Origin of the sequence: Marivirga tractuosa (genome assembly GCF_042140215.1) — a bacterium.
In the GTDB taxonomy this organism is placed as follows: Bacteria; Bacteroidota; Bacteroidia; order Cytophagales; family Cyclobacteriaceae; genus Marivirga; species Marivirga tractuosa_A.
On sequence record NZ_CP159478.1, the window covers coordinates 2226671 to 2245576 of the forward strand.

Sequence of the window (18906 nt, forward strand, 5' to 3'; positions counted from 1 at the left end):
TTTTATATAAACTTTCTTTTATTTAATTTCTTATTGCTTGAAACTAATCAATAACTTACTTATTATTAAATTTGATTACGAAAATTTAGGGAATGAACAGAAGAGAAGCGATTAAAAAAACGGGTTTAGCTTTAGGTTTTGCAGCCACTTCACCATTATTGATGCATTTAATTCAATCATGTGATAGTAAGAAACCGCTAGGCTGGAAACCTCAATTTTTTAATGAGAAACAAGCATTATTAGTTGCGGCCTTAGCCAATCAGATATTGCCCAAAACAGATACTCCAGGAGCACTAGATGTTGGTGTAGATGTATTTGTAGATAAAATGGTTGGGGAAGTCTACAGTAAAAATGAACAAAAGCAATTTTTAAAGGGTCTTGAAGAACTTGAAAAAAATAGTGAATCAAAAAATGGCAAGTTGTTTACAGACCTTGAAAGTCAACAACAATATGATTTTTTATACGGATTGGAGAGCGAAATTCAACATTTGTCTTTCGATTCCACCCCTCAGGAAAAACCTTTCTTTTTAATGCTTAAAGAGCTGGTACTTTTAGGTTATTTTACTTCAGAGGAAATTATGACCAAGCATTTAGATTATCAACCCGTGCCTGCACAATTAGTAGGCTGCGAACCCATGAAATCAAATCAAAAACTAAGAGTAGGAAATTATTTTTAAGAATGAGTAAGGAGAAAAATCAGTATGATGCCATCGTAGTCGGGTCAGGAATTTCGGGCGGATGGGCAGCAAAGGAATTGTGCGAGAAAGGATTGAAAACTTTAGTGCTGGAGCGAGGTAGAAATGTAGAGCATATCAAAGATTATCCTACCATGAATAAAGCCCCCTGGGAATTTGAGCATAGGGGAAAAGAATCTCAGGAAGTGCAAGAAAAATATTATGTACAAAGTAAAACCTATGCCTTTGATGAAGGCTCTAAGCATTTCTGGGTTAATGACAAGGAAAACCCCTATACACATCCAGAAGATAAAGAGTTTAGATGGTTAAGGGGAAATCATGTGGGGGGAAGATCATTAACTTGGGGTCGTCAAAGTTATCGATTAGCCCCTATGGATTTTGAAGCTAATGTAAAAGATGGTATTGCAGTTGACTGGCCCATTCGATATGAGGATTTAGCGCCCTGGTATGATAAGGTAGAGGAGTTTGTAGGTATTTCGGGTAGAAATGAAGGCTATGCACAATTACCTGATGGTAAATTTCAGCCTCCTATGGATATGTATTGTGTGGAGGAAAAAGTGAAAGGGGCAATCGAAAAAAATTGGGATGACCGATTTATGACAATTGGAAGGACTGCAAACCTGACTCAAAACAAACACAATCGTACAAAATGCCAATACAGAAATTTATGCAGCAGAGGCTGTCCTTTTGGAGGATATTTCAGCAGTCAAGCTTCTACTTTGCCAGCAGCATCTGCAACGGGCAATATGACCTTAAGACCCAATTCCATTGTAGAGTCTGTTATTTTAGATGAAAAAACGAATAAAGCCAAGGGAGTACGGATAATTGACGCTGAAACCAATGAATACCATGAGTATTATGCAAAAGTCATTTTCTTATGTGCTTCTACCTTAGGTTCCACCTGGATTATGCTGAATTCCAAAAGTGACCGTTTTCCTGATGGATTGGGGAATACGAGTGGTACTTTAGGCAAATATTTGATGGATCACCATTTTGAGGTTTATGTGAAAGCTGAATTTGATGATTTTAAGGATAAATATCATACAGGCTACAGGCCGAATGGTATTTACATACCACGTTTTCAGAATATCAAGTCCCAGCATCCAGACTTTATTCGAGGATATGGATTCCAAGGAGGAGGAAATAGAGTAGGCTGGGGCTACGGCAACAGATTAGCTGGATTTGGAGCTGAATTTAAAGACGCTTTGCTGAAGCCAGGTCCTTGGGAAATGTCTTTTATGCCTTTTGGCGAAACTTTACCTTATGAAGATAACCAAGTTACCCTAAATGAAAATGTAAGAGATAAATGGGGCTTGCCGACTTTGCATATTGATTGTGAGTTCAAAGAAAATGAACATCAAATGCGAAAAGATATGATGAAAACGGGTAAAGAAATGCTGGAAGTTGCTGGTGGTAAAAATATTGAAGCCGTGAACTTGCCAGCCGTTCCTGGTTTTGGTATCCATGAAATGGGAACAGCAAGAATGGGAAGAGACCCCAAAACCTCCATGTTGAATAAGCATAACCAATTACATGAAGTACCTAATGTTTTTGTAACAGATGGCTCTGCTATGACTTCTTCGGCATGTCAAAATCCAAGTTTAACTTATATGGCATTGACTGCAAGGGCAGTGGATTTTGCGGTTTCAGAATTAAAGAAAATGAATTTGTAGAACTAAATAATGATTTTTGATTATTATGATCTTTTAAACTGATACCAAGTATTTGAGGTTTTTATACCAAATTTCACAGGAGGGATTATGAGAAATTTGTGACAAATTATTAAAAGAATTAACCCGACCACTTCCGAGGAACTCGGAAAAGCGGGAGGGAGGAAAGTTTATCGAGCTAGCGTAGGCCTTGAGGGTAGAAGCCAGCCAGGCTGGTCAGCCTCTCGCTGACATTAAACTTTCTAGAATTTTTATTTCTTTTTGTTCATGCAAAAAGAAAGGAAGGAAAATGAAAACAAAAGATATGGCCTAAAGGAATATAAAATCGTAAAACTTCTTTAGTTTATAGTAGAATAAACATAAAAAAGCATAGCCAAATTTTCATTTTTAATATTCATCAGCCATGACATTCTTTAATGATTCACGCAAAACAGCCAGAAGAATTTATAATAAACTGCATTTAAACTGGCTTTTCAATACTTCTACTTTTATTGGAAATTTAGTGATTGCGTTAATCATTTCTTATTTCTTTAGAAAGCTAGGCTATGGTGAAGCAGTGGATTTCGTTTTTTTTATTAGTATTTTATCCATCGGCTTATGGGTAACAGAAGCCATTCCACCCTTTGCTGTGGGGATTCTTATTATCTCCATTCTCTCTTTTGGATTTGGAACAGATTACTTATTAGACACAAAGTTTCCAGTTGAACTTTTTACAGGTACATGGACAAGTAATGTGATTTGGTTGTTATTAGGAGGTTTTTTCCTGGCAGAAGGTATGCGAATTGCGGGTCTGGATAAAGCATTGTTTCGCTTTACGGTAAGGAGATTTGGGAATCAGGAAGATAAATTATTGTTGGGATTGATGTTCACGACTGCCTTAGCAAGCATGGTAATGTCGAACACCGCCACTACGGCTATGATGATAACATCTGTCTTACCCTTAGTCCATGCAATTGGGAAAACTTCCGCTTTTTCTAAAGCTATATTAACTGGCATTCCAGCAGCCGCATCTGTCGGTGGGGTAGGAACGATAATTGGGAGCACACCTAATGCCATAGCAGTCGGGGCGCTTCAAGAAATGGGCGTTTACATTTCCTTTACAGATTGGATGTTAATAGGCTTTCCAATGGCATTGATCTTGGTGTATTTATTTTGGTATTTTTTGAAAAGTAGGTTAAAGTTAAAAGGCTCTTCTGTAAATTTGGATGAAATTTTGCAAACAAATGTGGTGGTAAATTCATTTAAAAAAAAGGCTGTTGTTGTTACTGTAATTGTTACGATTGGCATGTGGCTAACAGAATATTTCCATGGATTGCCTGTTGCAGCTACCTCAGCAATTCCTATATTATTTTTAACGGTAACCCAAGTTATTGCAGCAGAACATGTTAGGAAATTACCTTGGGATACTTTAATGCTAGTGGCTGGTGGCTTGGCTTTGGGTATTGCCATCGTTAGTGTTGGTTTGGCAGAAATTGTAATCAACCAAATAAATGCTTTGCCAATATCTGTTATTTTAGTGGCTGTTATATTCAGTATACTAGGTGTTTTAATTTCAAATGTGATGAGCAATACGGCTGCTGCTTCAATTTTGGTTCCTTTGGCCGTGAGTTTATCCGCTCCATTTGGAATCACTGTTCCAATTATTGTCGCATTAAGTTGTTCTTGTGCCCTTCTTTTACCTGTTTCAACTCCATCCAATGCAATTGCCTATTCTACAGGAATGATGGAGCAAAAGGATTTCAGAAGAGGAGGAATATTTTTTATCATTTTGGCTCCGATTTTTGCCTTTGCTTCTGTTATGATTTGGTATTTTTTAGCTTTTTAGGAAGTATTTAAATCTTGTTTTATATTATTAGTTAACTTTCAGTTATAATTTAATTAAATGGAAATTTCTTTAACCACACCGGCTTTACTCTTTCCAGCTATTTCATTATTGTTGTTGGCTTATACTAATCGATTTTTAGCTCTAGCTAATTTGATTAGAAGTTTGCATGCCCGATATATGACAGAAAAGGATGTGAAAATTAAAGCCCAGATTTCTAACTTAAAAAAGAGAGTTATTCTCATTCGCAATATGCAATTATTAGGGATTTCCTCTTTGTTCTTCTGTGTAGTGAGCATGTTCACCATTTATCAGGAATATCAAATGGTGGGGAGTATCATTTTTGGTTTTTCTTTAGTGCTGTTAATGATTTCCTTATTACTTTCTATAATCGAAATCCAAATCAGCGTAAAAGCCCTAAATATCCAGATGGGGGATATTGAGAAGTAGGGATTTATATGATAACCTAGTCTTAGCGTCTCGCTAAGACATGCAAATTCTTAGCATCTAAACTAGTCTTAGCGCTAAGACTTTATTAAATAAAATGTATTCCATTATAACTTTCTGTTAAATTATCAAATCAATTTACCCACATCTGAGTTAACTATAATGTGCAAACTCAAGAAATAAAATATCCCAATAAAGCACTCGATTTAGCTCGTAAAACAGGAGATGCTTTAGCCGATAAAACAGTCAAAGAATTATTTGACAGTGGATTTAATCCTTTATCCAATAATGCCTACAATGAATTGGTTTTTAATCATCAGCCGATTCCAAATGAGTTTCCTGAAAACTTAAAACAATATCTCAAAGAGATTAAATCCTACCAAATAGATGAAAAGCTAGCAGAAAAAGGTTCTGAATTCTATGTAGAACATGCCTCAGCTATAATGCTTTGTTTGGGAATGCTCTCCTTGCCTTATTGCTATGCAGCTGCAGAAGGCGCCAAGGTGTTGAGCTTTTCTAAAAGAATATATGAGCAACCTGAAAAGCGCTTAACCGAAACGGCTGAATTCGTATTTGATATTTGTAGTCCTGAAGCTTTTACTCCACAAGGAAAAGGCTTTATCAGTATTGCTAAAGTCAGGTTAATGCATGCTGCCATTCGATACCATTTACTCAAAAGTGATAAATGGAGTGATGAATTAGGAACTCCCGTTAATCAGGAAGATATGGCAGGAACAAATCTGTCGTTTTCATTGATTGCAATCCGAGGATTGAGAAAATTGGGCTATAGTATTTCAGCAGGACAATCTCAAAATTATATCCGCTATTGGAATATGATAGGAGAGTTGCTAGGTGTGCAAGAAGAGTGGTTACCTGAAAGCAATCAAGATGCTTTTATACTGGAACAAAAAATCAAAAACCGCAATTTCCGTAATTCAAAAGAAGGGGAGATGCTAGCGGTTAATTTACAGGGCTACATTAAAAATCAACCATTGCCCTTTACTTTCCCCACTGAAACCATGATGGCATATCTTTTAGGGGAAGATATTTGCCAAATGATTGGATTGCCTTACGATAATCTGGAGGTAGATTTGATAAGCAATATCAAAAACCTTAATCCCATCAGAAATGTATTTCCCACCAATCACCAAAAAGAATTCAGAAAGCTGAAAAAGCAGTTTGGTGAGCGTAATTCTCAGAACGTTCCATTTAAATTTTTAACACAGCTCGATACTTGATTTTTAAAATACACTAAGATTGTCCTTTTAATCCAATCTCTAGATTTAGTTGAGTCAACTAAAAACGGTCTAGATCATTTTAGAAATATCTAACAGTGTACATTCTTTGTTTATAGCGCACCTTACTCCTTGCATGCATTTAATTTAACTATTTGTAGGATAGCATTTCAAAACCAGTACATTTGTAATGATAAGATCATTTAAAAAAACAAAATTATGATTAAAAAACTAACACTATCATTATTAGCCTTTATCATCGTGATACAGGTAAGTGGACAAAAACTATTAAGTCCATCATTTACTTATTCACATAAAAAACCCTCTTACATTACTTTAAAGGATGGTTCAGAAATAACTGGAGAACTTAAAAATGTAAAACGAAAAAAGGGCTTGATTAAGGAAATAAAAATTGAAAATGAGGAAGGCAAAAAAGTAAAATTAAAACCTGAGGATATAAAAGAAATGTATTTACCTCAGAGTGGTCTGGACAAGGTTTCCCAAGCTATGGATGCTGCAACCGATGCTCAAAAGTGGACTAATGAGCAGATGGATCAAGACTTGCTAGACGATGGATATGTATATTTCGAAAATGCTCAAGTCTATTATAAGAAGAAAAAGAAAATGGAATTGCTTATGCAATTGTTGAATCCTTCTTTTAGTAAAGAGGTAAAAGTTTATCATGACCCTATGGCTAAGCAAACTATGTCTGTTGGTGTTGGTGGCGTAACTTTAGCTGGAGGTCTGGAAAAATCATATTTTGTGATGACAGAGGGAGATGAAGCAGCCTATAAGTTAAAAAAGAAAGATTATGACGATGAATACGAAATAATGTGGGAAGGTTGTGAAGCCTTGATAAGTTCTGACGATCGTGCTTGGAAAGACTTAAGCGAGCATGTGGTTCAATTTTCTGAATGTCAATAATTAAGAATATTAATTCAATATATTTAATAAAAAGGCCTTTAAAAGGCCTTTTTTTATGTGTTATCAATAATTATCCAATTCAATATGTCAATTTATATCTCTTGACTTTCTACTTTTTCTAATTCTCTATAGGATTAGTAGATTTATATGGTTTTTCCATCCTATATTTGTGATTGTTAAACCTAATTTATGGACTTTCAAACTATTGCAACCTTAGGAGTAATTGTATTAGCAATCATTCTATTTATTTCCGAAAAGCTTTCGGTTGACCTTATCGGGTTGGTGATTATTTGCGCCTTAGTAATAACGGGTGTCATCAGTCCAGTGGAAGGAATTCAGGGCTTTAGTAATACTGCTACCATCACAGTGGCTTTTATGTTTGTGATGAGTGCAGCACTCTTAAAAACAGGCGCACTTCAATTTGTAGCCTATAAATTGTCTGATATTTTCAAGAAAAATTTCAGACTTGGCTTAGTCATGATGATGCTTTTGATAGCAATCATCTCAGCTTTTATTAATAATACTCCTGTAGTGGCAGTTTTCATTCCTGTTGTGATACAGATAGCTAAAAGCACTGGTAAAAGTCCATCTCAATTATTAATCCCGCTTTCCTTTGCTTCCATTTTTGGTGGGACTTGCACTTATATTGGTACCTCTACTAATGTTTTGGTAAGCGGTATAGCACAGGATTTTGGCTATGATGGCTTTAGTATGTTTCAATTAATGCCTTTTGGCTTAATATTAGTTGGAGTGGGCACGCTTTATATGATGCTTATAGGTTCTAGAATTTTACCTAAAAACCGCAAGAATGATGAAGATTTAGAGGAGAAATTTGGCATGCGGGAATACCTTACAGAAATAGAATTGCAAGATAGCACAGATTCTATTGGCAAGACTATTATGCAAAGCCCCCTTGTAAAAGATTTGAAAATTGATATTCTTGAAATTAATAGGCAGGGCACACGATATAATTTACCGCAAGGGGATTTTATTTTGCATGCTGGTGATATTTTGAAAGTTCGTTGTAACCTATCCAACATCAAGGAATTAAAAAGTAGGGCAAAGGTTTTAGAAGGCTCCTCCCTTAAAATGGCAGGTGATAATTTACAAGGTACAGGCACTTCTTTGGTAGAAATGGTGATCAGTGCCAATTCTGAATTTGATGGAAAAAACCTGCAAGAAGTTGACTTTAGAAGACGTTTTAGAGCTTCTCCTCTAGCCATTCGGCATAGAGAGGAGGTCTTGCATGAAGATTTGTATGATATAAAATTGAAGGCAGGAGATGTATTATTGGCGGAAGTCAAATCTCACTATGTAAAAGAATTACGTAAAAAAGAGATGAGCCAAAATGCTCCATTTGCATTGCTATCATCCGATAATGTGATTGATTTCAATAAAAAACAGTTTCTTATAGTTACGGGAATTTTATCCTTGGTTATTGCCTTGGCTACTTTTGGTATTTTGGATATTGTTATTTCAGTAATGGCGGGAGTGGTAGCTTTAGTTTTACTGAATATCATGAATATGAGGGAAGTCTATAAAGCTATTAATTGGAAAATAGTGTTTCTACTAGCTGGGGTTTTGAGCTTTGGAGTGGCATTAAGTAATACTGGACTCGATCAAACTATAGCGGGCGGACTACTGAATCAATTGGGAGCCTTTGGCCCTGTTATTGTGTTGAGCGGTCTCTATTTAGCCACTTCTATTCTTACAGAATTAATGTCCAATAATGCTACTGCTGCTTTAATGGCACCAATAGCAATAGCCATTAGTACTCAATTAGGATTGGTTCCTACGCCTTTTTTAATGGCCGTTACTTTTGCTGCCTCCGCTAGCTTTATGACGCCTATTGGATATCAGACCAACACTATGGTTTATACAGCAGGAAGCTATAAATTCACAGATTTTACTAAAGTAGGAGTGATGTTAAATTTACTTTTCTGGCTATTAGCTACTATATTTTTACCGATGATTTTTCCTTTTCAATCGCTTTAAATAGTCCCCTGAAGCCAACAATCCAAGCTATCCGTGAACATATGAAAAAGAAGGCCAATAGCAACCAAACGGCTTCTTTTTGGGAATAGTAGAAAGAAATAGATCAGAATGGCATAATAGGAGTGCAGAGGATGAAAACCAATACTGCATCTATCAGGATCAAATATTGGACTGGCTAAAAGGTGGTCTAAATCAACCAACATGGTTCCTAATAAAACATAGTAAGCATTTTTCCAGTTTTTGCTATAGAGACGTGCAATGCCCAAAGGCGCTATAAAATGAAGGCTATAGTGGATTATGCTTGCAATCATTATAAGACCTCTTTTGCTCTGGGGAAAGTTAGGATGAAACGGGTTCCTTTTCCTTCTTCGCTTTTAATTTCTATACTGGAATGGTTGAAAGTTAAAAATTGCTTCACCAGCAACATTCCCAAGCCTGTTCCTGTTTCCATTTCGGTTCCTTTCCTGGAAAATGAGCGTTCATTTACTTCACCATTCAAATTACTCAAAGTTTCATTATCCATACCAATCCCACTGTCCTCTATGCTCAAAAACACGAAATTCTCATTTTGTGAGTAATTAATCTCTATTGAATCTCCTTTAGAAGTGTATTTTATGGAATTATTGAAGAGATTATTGATGATAATATTGAGTTGTTCAGGATCAATATAGATTAAGTTTTTTGAAGGATTATGCTTAAGTGCTATTCCCTTTTCTTGAGCTATGTATTTTATTGATTCTAAATTTTGCTCCACTATATCATTTAACTGAACATTTATAGGATCCGTTTTGAATCCGTCTATTTGTTTATTTGACCATTTTAATAAACGATTAATTTGTTGATTTACATTGCCTACTTCTTGAGTCAATTGTTCCATATACCTTTGGACGTCTTTCTCAGATATGCTTCCCCTGATATCCAATAACTGCTTAATGGAATTGATGGGAGATCTTAAATCATGTGAAAGAATGGAGAATAGGCGATTTTTAGTGTTGTTGATCTGTTTCAAATCTTCATTTTGCTTTTCAATCAACACCTTTTTTTCAGCTAATTGCCTATTAATGCTTCCTAAATTCTGATTGTATTTTTCTTTTTGATTGATATGTCTTCGATATAAAAGGGCTAATACTATTAAGAATAAAACAATAGTGGAAAGAAGTGCGATGATCAATTGATTTCGGTCTCTTACTGATGATAGCAAATTTCTTTGAATCACGAGTTGTTCATTTTCAGCTTTGGTTTGCTGTAATTCTGCCCAGTTGATTTCTCGATTCATTTCCTCATTTAACAGACTATCGCTATAGGTTTTATATAATTTATGATATTCAAGAGCCTTATCATATGCCTCTAATCCTTCGTAAGCTTTGCTTAGCCTTAATACTACTTGAGATATATCCCATTTGGCACCTAATTCTTTTGCAATTGCATAAGACTTTGAACCATATTCTATTGCTTTATTATAGTTCCCTTTTTTGATCTCTAGCTCTGTTAAACCACTTAGATTATAGCTTTTCTCCCATTGATTAAGATTTCGTTTATTGGCTTTTATTAAATAGTGTTCTGCAGAATCCAATTGGTTTTTATCTAAGAATAATGAACCCAATCGGTTCATATTCATTAAAGCATATAGTTCAAGATTATTATTTAAAGAGATTTTATATGATTTTTTCAAAGAATTGTAGGCTCTATCCCAATATTTTAGTTCTTGAGAGCATATTCCAATATTCAGTAAGTTAGTTGCAATATTTTTAGGGTTTTCTATTTTAGTATTGACTTCCAATGCTTTCTCAAATTCTTTTAAAGCCTCTTCATAAAGTTCTCGCCCCAGATAGATTAATCCACGGCCATTTAAAGCCCTGGCAATTCCAATATCATAATTCAGTTCTTTTGAGACTTTGTAAAGCTCTTCATAGGAATTCCGGGATTCCACATAATTGCTTTTTATATATTGAATGGCAGATTTTATAAAGAGCAATTCCGCATAAAAAAGCTCTTTTTCTGTAGCATCATTTATGTATTTATCTGTAATGACAAATGCTGAATCGGGATAATTATACCTGATTTTATTGATTGCATTTATTATACTGTCCTCTTTATTGGGTAAATCCTCTGCATAGATGCCATGAGTAAGACTTATCAAAAGAATTAAAAAAAATGTGTAAGTCAACTTCATTAATGAGTAGTCTTATTTAACAGTTAAAATACTAATTTAAGTTTAAAACGCGCATCTTCTACTGATTTTGTAGATTTTCGATAAATGACTTATATACAGGGTTAGATTGAAGGGTAGAGGGGTTACCTATAATGATCAATTTTCTTTTGGCTCTTGTTAAGGCGACATTCAATCTCCTGTAATCTCGCAAAAAGCCAATATTGCCTTCTAAATTGGAACGTACCAAACTGATGATAATCACTTCTTTTTCTCTTCCTTGAAAGCCGTCAATAGATTTTATTTCTACATGATAGTCCTTTAAAGTAGATTTTAAACGGCTTACCTGTTGGTCATAGGGAGAGATGATTCCGATATCCTCAGGAAACAATCTGGAAGATAATAATGCATCCGTAATTTCTTTAGTTAAAGCAATTTCTTCCCTATTAAACCACGAATGGCTATCTGCTAATTGCTCTTCCTTACCTTCAAAGCAGGGAATAAATACTACTGGTTTTGAAGATTGAACCACTGCCTCTATCGCAGGATTAATATAAGGGAAAGGCTCAAAGCCTGGTAAATCTTTTAAGGTATGGTGAGCTACACTTGGGTGTGCTTTCAGTTGATTCTGATAAAAATTTTCATTAGAAAACCTCATAATATCTTGGTGCATTCTATACTGTATAGTTAAGATATCAATCCTATTTTCTGGTAATTCTGCCTGAAACCTTTCAAAAAGACTAATGCTCAAATCACTTGCTTCTTTTGCTTTTACGGTAGGAGGAAGCTGCTGGTGATCACCTGCCAGTATCCATTTCCTACCTTTTACTAAGGGGATTAAAGCTTCTGGTTCGGTGGATTGTGTAGCCTCATCTATACACACAACATCAAAAATAATGTCTTTTAAAAGTTCACTTCCAGCTGAAGAATTGGTAGTGCAAATGATAGCACTTTTCTCTAAAATACTTTCTATTGCGGCTTCTTGTAAGGCTTGAGCTTCTTCAAAATTTTTATTTATATCTTGTTGTATTTTTATCCATTTAGCCATCTTTCTCAGCTTGCCAGATTGTATTCCTCGGTATGGTTTTTTAGAACTTGCTAATTGTATTATTTTTTGATCGCTGAGCCCTCTTCTATTTTGACCAGTAGCGGGAACATAGTCTTCTTGCTCCTTTTTTAAGAGTTGAATTTTGTTCCATATTCCGTTTGCTTGTTGGTAATCTGGGTGGTCTTGAAGTTGAACATCCAAGCTTAAGTTGAGCAGATTTTCATCCATCCTGACCGGGTTACCAATTCGAGTAGAAGGGACTTCCAAAGATTGTAATTTTTCTAAAATATTATCTACTGCTGTATTGGAAGGTGCCGTAACCAAAACTTTTTTATCCTCCTTAAAAAAGGATTTTATTAAATAGGAGAGGGTAGTTGTTTTACCAGTTCCTGGTGGGCCGTGTATTAGAAAAATATCATTTGAGTTCAAAGCTTTTTGAACAATTAACTCCTGTTTGGTATTTAAAACTTTTGTATAATTGATAGGAGTTTTAAGATTTTGTTCTTCTAAGAATAAGTCAATATTAGATTTTATGAAATCTTGCAATTTGGGTAACTTTTCTAAGCTGCTAATGGCATCAAGCATTCTTTGAAAAGTGATATCATTGGAGTAAAGATCAAGTCTTAAATTTCTTCCAAAAACAAGATAGGGAGGCACCTTATTATAAGCAATGGTAATGCTTCTTTTGGTCTTACTTACCACCGTGGCTTGCTCTTCATTTCCAATAGGTTTTTCCTTGGAAATAATTACAACATCACCATTTGAAATTTCATTATCCGGTAGGCCAGATCCTCTTACTAATTTAACTAAATATACACCTCCAATTCCAGTGCCGGCATCTCTACCAGTAAGCGTTAAAATCGCTCTACCTTTAGCTTCTCTTTGTCGAGCCGATAAGAGTTGAATTTCATTTAAGTGAAATTCCATTTCAGCTTTTCTCTCTTTTTGGATTAAGCTTGAAAAGTACTTTTTGTATTGAGCTATATCTTGAAACCTTTTCATTTATATAAATCTGTTCTTGGGAACACAAACTTAAGTAAAAGCTTATAGTTTTCTTAACTCAAGTTATGGGATAGGGGAGCTCAATAAAATGCAATTTATATATTTTCATTAGTCTTCATTCTCAAGATCATTTACAGTCATAAACTACTCATTTTTCTAAAATTCATTTAAAACCCCTATTTTCTATATTGTATTTTAATGGGATTATCGTTTTTAAAACTTTTCTTTTAGTTTTAAGATGGTTTTTAGCTATTTTCCTAATTTTTCAGTTCTCCATATTTTATTTGGTCATATTTTTTTACTTAAAGTTATAAATTGTTAAAGATATATATCTTGCTAAAAATGTGATGGTAATGAAATTTTAATAAAGTATAGGTTTAATTAGTTACTTGGGTTAAATTTTACCCTACATTCTTACTGCCAAATATTATTCTGTTATTTTTATACCACTATTTTCTTATTTTGAAGCAATAATTGTAAGGAATAATAAATATATTAATTATTTTAAATACGTTTGAATTTTGTGTTATTCCTATTTATTCAATTTCGATGATTTAGTAAGTTTATTTGTGTTTGACGATTGCCAAGATTAGATTGGATTACCAATTGTTTTGTCAAAAAGTATCTGTATTGGAATAATATAATTTACTCTTTTCTTGTAATTTTTATTTTAATTGGCCTTTCGAAATTAATTTGAAGTAATTTTATTAATATGCTTTTATGAAAAAGATAATCTTAACAATTGTATTTGTTTTTATTGCTGGCCTTATCACTTTTTACTTTTGGGGAAGTTCAAGTTTCAACAACAGTGAAGCTTATGATAAAATAATAACTTATGATTCCAATGTTAAGAAGACATCCGATACTCTCTCGGTAATGACTTATAATATTGGGTACTTATCTGGAATGACAAACAACCTAGCTGTTGATTGAGACGAATCTTTATTTGCTAATAATTTATCTAGATCAATTCAATTATTAGAGACCTATAATTTTGATCTAATTGGATTGCAAGAAGTGGATTTTAATTCTGCTAGAAGTTTTGGTTATAATCAATTTGACAGCTTAGCTAATCATCTAAATTTTACTCAAGGTGCTTATGCAGTAAACTGGGATAAATCATATGTACCCTTTCCATATTTCCCTATCCAAAATCATTTTGGAAGAATATTGTCTGGACAAGGTGTTCTTAGTAAAATGCAAATAGTTTCGAATGATTTGTTTATTTTGGATATGCCTATCAATGCCCCTTTTTACTATAATGCTTTTTATTTGAATAGAATTTTACAAACCGTTAAAGTACAATATAATTCAGATACTATTATTTTTATGAACGTTCATTTAGAGGCTTTCGATAAGGAGACCAGAGAGCTTCAAGCCGAAAAGGTTTTGGCTGAATTTAATAAGTGGTCAAAAGATTATCCTGTAATTTTGATGGGTGATTTTAACAGCCGTCCTCCTTTTGCTTCCGAAGTTATAGAGAAAGAAAAAACAATTGAAATATTTCTAAATGATCCTTTAATAGAAGAGGCAATTTCTAAAGATCAATATCTCCAAGATGAGTCTCACTATTTTACTTTTAATACTGACAAACCTTATGAAAGATTAGATTATATATTTTATAATAAAAATAAGATTCGGAAGATTGATGCAGATGTGTTAAGAGCCGCCAAAGATATATCAGATCACCTTCCAGTCTGGATGAAATTTACCTTAGTTGATTGATACTTTCTAAACTAAAATAGCATATAAAGAGTCAATTTTTGTATCCTCTTTTTTCTCTTCTCTCGGGGTCTGGATTAACCGTTCTTATGTCAGACACGGATTTACCTTTCTTTGTGAAACTTTGAGTAAAACTTAGTGTCGCTTTGTGGTTAAAAGCAAACAGCCTTTGGCTGTCATTTCCTTTTGTGGTTAAGTGAACATTTATCAGTTAGAATATCGCATACTATCTTAAAGATTCTATCTTTATCAATAGAATGTCCGACATAGACTAACTTTATCAATAAATCCTATTCTATGAGATTGGAAATTAGAGATTGCTAAAAATGGCTGGTTGTGTAGAATGTCTGACATTGGCTTACCATTCTTTGTGAAACTTTGAGTATAACTTAGTGTCGCTTTGTGGTTAAAAGAAAACAGCCTTTGGCTGTCCTTATTTTTTCTAGTGGCTTCGGATTGTATAGTAGTCTACTATTTTAATTTCAATTATTATTCCTAATTTCAGATTTCTATAATTCTTAAAAAATATGAATCCAGAAATTCAAAAGCATTGGACTAGATTGGAAGAAGCAAAAGCATATTACGATGCCTTGCTTCAGGTTTTTTCAGATGAGCAATTAAACTTTCATCCTGAAGAAGGATCTTGGTCAATGCTGGATGTTATGCAACATCTATACACATCAGAAAATATCAGTTTGCAGTTTATGCAAAATTTTGATTTTAACAGGAAAAATGAGAAAGTAGGATTGAAGTCAAAAATCAAGACTATTCTATTGGTCAACCGTTTAAATTCAAAAAAGAAATACAAAGCCCCTAAAGTTTTATCGGAAAAGAAAGACAGTTTAGGCATAAGCCGTGATGCACATGAGTTTACTCATCAATGGGAAAATTTAAGAAATGATATGTTCAGTTTCCTAAATGAATTTCCAAAGGAAAAAGTGAATCACTTTATCTTTGTGCATCCTGCAGTAGGTAAACTCAATGTTTTACAAACACTGCAATTTTTTGTGGCACATTTGAAGCACCATCAATATCAGATAGAGTCAATCAATCATCATAAAGATTTCCCTAAATAAAAGTATGATTTTGACTCTGGTAATGTTAATCTAAAAATATCAATAAAATTTATTGTAAATATTAATTTTAATATATAGAATATAATATTTTAAGATTCTTTATATTTGAATTATGCAATCAGTTGAAACACTTCTCAGCCGTATGGATGATCATATTGAAAGCTGGGAGAAGACCAGAGATAATCGTTATGTTTTTTTAAGGTGCTACAATATGATGAGTGCCAATATGTATGAGGCCGTAAAGCAAGGGAAGTTTACGGATTCCGAATGGGTGACACAATTGCTGGTTAGGTTTTCTGAATACTATTTTGAAGCGCTGGATCATTATGATCAAGTTTCTCTTGAAACCCCCAAAGTATGGAAACAAGTACATGATTGTACATGCCAACAAAAATTACATGTGCTTCAAAATCTACTTATTGGCGTAAATGCCCATATCAATTATGATTTGCCTTTAGCTTTATATGATTGTTTAGAAAAAGAATGGCATACTTCAGATGAATTAGTCAGGGCCAGTAGGAAAAGGGATCACCAAATCGTAAACATCATAATAGGCGAAACCATTGATGCTGTTCAGGATGATGTGATTGCTCCTATGTCACCAGCTATGGCCGTACTTGACAAATTAATGGGACGCATGGATGAATGGTTACTCTCAAGATTGATTACAGGCTGGAGGGGCAATGTGTGGAAAGTCACTCAAGATTTATTGCATGCCGCTACACCTGAGGAGCAGGAAATAATAAGGCAGAAACAAGAGGCTAAGGTGGTGAATTTGAGTAATCAGATAATTAGGGTAATTTAGGAGTTTTGCTGTATGGCAAATTATTGAGGCAGATTAATGCCTGAATCGGAAATATTTCAATAATTTAAGAACAAAGCGATATTGCAATTGAAATGGTAGTAGATAAGGTAACAAATACATTAATATCGGTAGATCAAGGTGCATTTGGGGCTATGACAACTAGGTACATTAAAGAATTAGTTTCAGATGATGAAGAATAGATGGATAAAAAGTGGCTTCTGGCTTTTATTATTAAGTGGGTCAATTTATGCTACCATAAAATTTGATTCATTCTTTATTTGTGAAAGGTCATTACCACTTGATGGTTTAGAGTCATGGCTAATAATAATTTTTACTGTGTTTTTCTTGTACAAATTCTTTTTCTCAGTATTCTTAAATTTAAATAAAGACCATGTTTTTGGTCTGTTTGGTATAGTAACCTTAGCTTATTTTGCCATATTTTTGAAGATAAGTAATAAAAATAAAATTGATGATTTGAAAGAAAATGGTGGAATTGTGATCTCTTCGGAAATTGTCGATAAAATGTCGATTAAGAAAAGAGATTCTAAATTAAATGTCTTGTACAATTATGAAAATAATTCCTTTGAAAAGTGGATTGAAGTCAGTGATGAAGATTTTAGAAGAAAAAAGAAAGGTGATACCGTATTGCTATTGTATTCACCCACATGTCGCTCCACTAGCATAGCTTATGACCTATATCCGTCAAAGGCTGAAATTAAAAAATGCCTGAATGGTTGTGAGTTTGAGTACGGTAAAAAAGGATTAAGTCAGATAAAAAGTAAAAAGCAAAAGGCAAAAGACTAACCACTTTCACCTCAACCAAAAAAATTAAATTAAGGTACTGAAATATGAAAAAAACTTTACTCACATTTTTTATTACACTAAGCGCTTTAGGGCAGCTGTTGGCTTTTTCTGGCAGTAAAAGCACAGATAGTGTAGATTTAAGTGGCAAGCTTGAGGGATATGATGCCAGCAGTGGGCACGCGTTATGCTTCGCAACGCGCGCTATTGGATGGATTAACTTCTGTTCAAAAGACTAGACTTAAGGAACTTTATCAAAATATGCCTTTGCCAAATGGAAGACCTTCTGCACCTTCATTTACATTTTCAAAAACTATAGATGGTTTTGGTGATGTAACAATAACTTATGACAAGTTTGGGTTTCCAAAGTTTGACGACTTTATGAAAAACCGTAAAGTATTTAATAATGCTGGTCAAGAAGTTATACCAAGGTTTCCAGGACCTTTAAAAGGAACAAATGGAGGGGATTTGGGTAATGCTACAGATTGGGCTTTGCAAAATTTTCCTGCTGATAAAGTTCGAAGAACTCCTTCCGCTCCTGGTAAGCGAAAGAAAACTACAATTGATATAAAAGACGAAAGTGGTGAGTGGATAACACACACTTGGCACCACCATCAGAATGGAAAGGATTTATTTCCTGTACCTTCTAAAATTCATAATGCTAGTGATGGTGGTTTTGCGCATTCTGGAGGAGATTCAATACTTAGAGGGGATGAAGATAATTTAATAGGTATATTTAATGACCCAACATTTTAATGAATAGAACATGGAATCAATACGTAAAAATTTTGCAGATTTTTTAAAGTATAGGTCAGAGGCATTTTCTGTCCAAAACTTGGAAGATGAGTATGGCTTTAAATTACCTCCTGTATATAAATCTTTTATAACTCAATTTGAAGGTGTTTTTGGAGATATTTATATAGATAGTCAAGAAGAGCTTCAGACACTTACTTACTATGAGTATTATTCTGAAGAGGGAGAGAATTTATTTTTTGAGGATTTTTTACCCGTTGACAATATTTTTAAATATCAATCAAATAGTGATTCATGGGTTGAACATGGAGTTGCTCCTATAACAGAGCATTCTCATGGAGGAACAATCTTGCTAGGGATTAAAGAAAATAATTTAGATAAACTATACTTTGAATATGAGAGGGGACTGGTTTTAATAGAAGAAAATATCTATTCCTTTTTAAGAAACTTAAAATTTACGTTTGAGTATAGTGACTCCAAAAAAAAGCTTTATAAGAACTGGGGAGAAGATTTTTGGCGGGTTAAAGAATAAAAAAGATACTTTTAGCCTCCCCGCTAGCGCACGCGTGCCTGATAGAAAAATTAAAATGAACTAAATGAGCAGGAAAATTAAAGTCAGTGAATCAATAATTAACAGCCGAGAAAGACAACCAAAATATTAATTGAAGTACTATAACATGAAAAAAACTTTACTGATATTCTTAATTACACTAAGCGCTTTAGGGCAGCTGTTGGCTTTTTCTAGCAGTGCAAGCACCGATA

General features: G+C 34.0%; 16 protein-coding genes. 13 read left to right on the plus strand and 3 right to left on the minus strand.

Going from position 1 to position 18906, the window contains the following annotated elements; genetic code table 11:
• Nucleotides 1–92: 92 nt before the first annotated feature.
• The 7 genes from ABWH96_RS10140 (at nt 93) to ABWH96_RS10170 (ending at nt 8788) form a co-directional block, all read left to right on the plus strand.
• Nucleotides 93–677 (plus strand): gluconate 2-dehydrogenase subunit 3 family protein, encoded by a 585-nt coding sequence (locus ABWH96_RS10140; RefSeq protein WP_375581337.1) that lies wholly within the window; start codon nt 93–95, stop codon nt 675–677.
• A 2-nt stretch (nt 678–679) separates the two neighbouring features.
• On the plus strand, nt 680–2368 hold the full coding sequence (locus ABWH96_RS10145; RefSeq protein WP_375581338.1) for a GMC oxidoreductase: 1689 nt from the start codon (nt 680–682) through the stop codon (nt 2366–2368).
• Nucleotides 2369–2768: 400 nt separating this feature from the next.
• Nucleotides 2769–4190, plus strand: coding sequence for an SLC13 family permease (locus ABWH96_RS10150; RefSeq protein WP_375581339.1), 1422 nt, complete (start codon nt 2769–2771; stop codon nt 4188–4190).
• A 57-nt stretch (nt 4191–4247) separates the two neighbouring features.
• Nucleotides 4248–4637, plus strand: a complete 390-nt coding sequence (locus ABWH96_RS10155) for a DUF2721 domain-containing protein (RefSeq protein ID WP_375581340.1) — start codon at nt 4248–4250, stop codon at nt 4635–4637.
• Nucleotides 4638–4798: 161 nt separating this feature from the next.
• Nucleotides 4799–5872, plus strand: coding sequence for an oxygenase MpaB family protein (locus ABWH96_RS10160; RefSeq protein ID WP_375581341.1), 1074 nt, complete (start codon nt 4799–4801; stop codon nt 5870–5872).
• Between the two features lie 216 nt (nt 5873–6088).
• The gene (locus ABWH96_RS10165) at nt 6089–6793 is read left to right on the plus strand and encodes a hypothetical protein (RefSeq protein WP_375581342.1); all 705 of its coding nucleotides are present in this window, start codon (nt 6089–6091) and stop codon (nt 6791–6793) included.
• Between the two features lie 189 nt (nt 6794–6982).
• The gene (locus tag ABWH96_RS10170; protein WP_375581343.1) at nt 6983–8788 is read left to right on the plus strand and encodes a sodium:proton antiporter; all 1806 of its coding nucleotides are present in this window, start codon (nt 6983–6985) and stop codon (nt 8786–8788) included.
• Here the strand turns inward: ABWH96_RS10170 and ABWH96_RS10175 are convergent.
• From ABWH96_RS10175 to ABWH96_RS10185, 3 genes are read right to left on the minus strand one after another with little or no spacing between them, the layout of a single operon-like run.
• The gene (locus tag ABWH96_RS10175; RefSeq protein ID WP_375581344.1) at nt 8785–9099 is read right to left on the minus strand and encodes a DUF6122 family protein; all 315 of its coding nucleotides are present in this window, start codon (nt 9097–9099) and stop codon (nt 8785–8787) included. The two genes, ABWH96_RS10170 and ABWH96_RS10175, sit on opposite strands and share 4 nt — an antisense overlap.
• Nucleotides 9099–10961 (minus strand): ATP-binding protein, encoded by a 1863-nt coding sequence (locus ABWH96_RS10180; protein ID WP_375581345.1) that lies wholly within the window; start codon nt 10959–10961, stop codon nt 9099–9101. The genes ABWH96_RS10175 and ABWH96_RS10180 overlap by 1 nt, the downstream gene beginning before the upstream one ends.
• A 58-nt stretch (nt 10962–11019) precedes the next feature.
• The gene (locus ABWH96_RS10185) at nt 11020–12987 is read right to left on the minus strand and encodes an IGHMBP2 family helicase (RefSeq protein WP_375581346.1); all 1968 of its coding nucleotides are present in this window, start codon (nt 12985–12987) and stop codon (nt 11020–11022) included.
• A gap of 1017 nt (nt 12988–14004) precedes the next feature.
• Between ABWH96_RS10185 and ABWH96_RS10190 the strand changes: the two genes are divergently transcribed.
• From ABWH96_RS10190 to ABWH96_RS10215, 6 genes are all read left to right on the plus strand, one after another.
• Nucleotides 14005–14712, plus strand: coding sequence for an endonuclease/exonuclease/phosphatase family protein (locus ABWH96_RS10190; protein ID WP_375581347.1), 708 nt, complete (start codon nt 14005–14007; stop codon nt 14710–14712).
• 524 nt (nt 14713–15236) lie between these two features.
• Complete coding sequence (locus tag ABWH96_RS10195) at nt 15237–15785, plus strand: DinB family protein (RefSeq protein WP_375581348.1); 549 nt, start codon at nt 15237–15239, stop codon at nt 15783–15785.
• Between the two features lie 112 nt (nt 15786–15897).
• Nucleotides 15898–16590, plus strand: coding sequence for a DUF5995 family protein (locus ABWH96_RS10200; protein WP_375581349.1), 693 nt, complete (start codon nt 15898–15900; stop codon nt 16588–16590).
• Nucleotides 16591–16776: 186 nt separating this feature from the next.
• Nucleotides 16777–17394 (plus strand): hypothetical protein, encoded by a 618-nt coding sequence (locus ABWH96_RS10205; RefSeq protein ID WP_375581350.1) that lies wholly within the window; start codon nt 16777–16779, stop codon nt 17392–17394.
• 159 nt (nt 17395–17553) lie between these two features.
• On the plus strand, nt 17554–18147 hold the full coding sequence (locus tag ABWH96_RS10210) for an HNH endonuclease (protein ID WP_375581351.1): 594 nt from the start codon (nt 17554–17556) through the stop codon (nt 18145–18147).
• A gap of 10 nt (nt 18148–18157) precedes the next feature.
• On the plus strand, nt 18158–18676 hold the full coding sequence (locus ABWH96_RS10215) for an SMI1/KNR4 family protein (RefSeq protein WP_375581352.1): 519 nt from the start codon (nt 18158–18160) through the stop codon (nt 18674–18676).
• Nucleotides 18677–18906 lie beyond the last annotated feature (230 nt).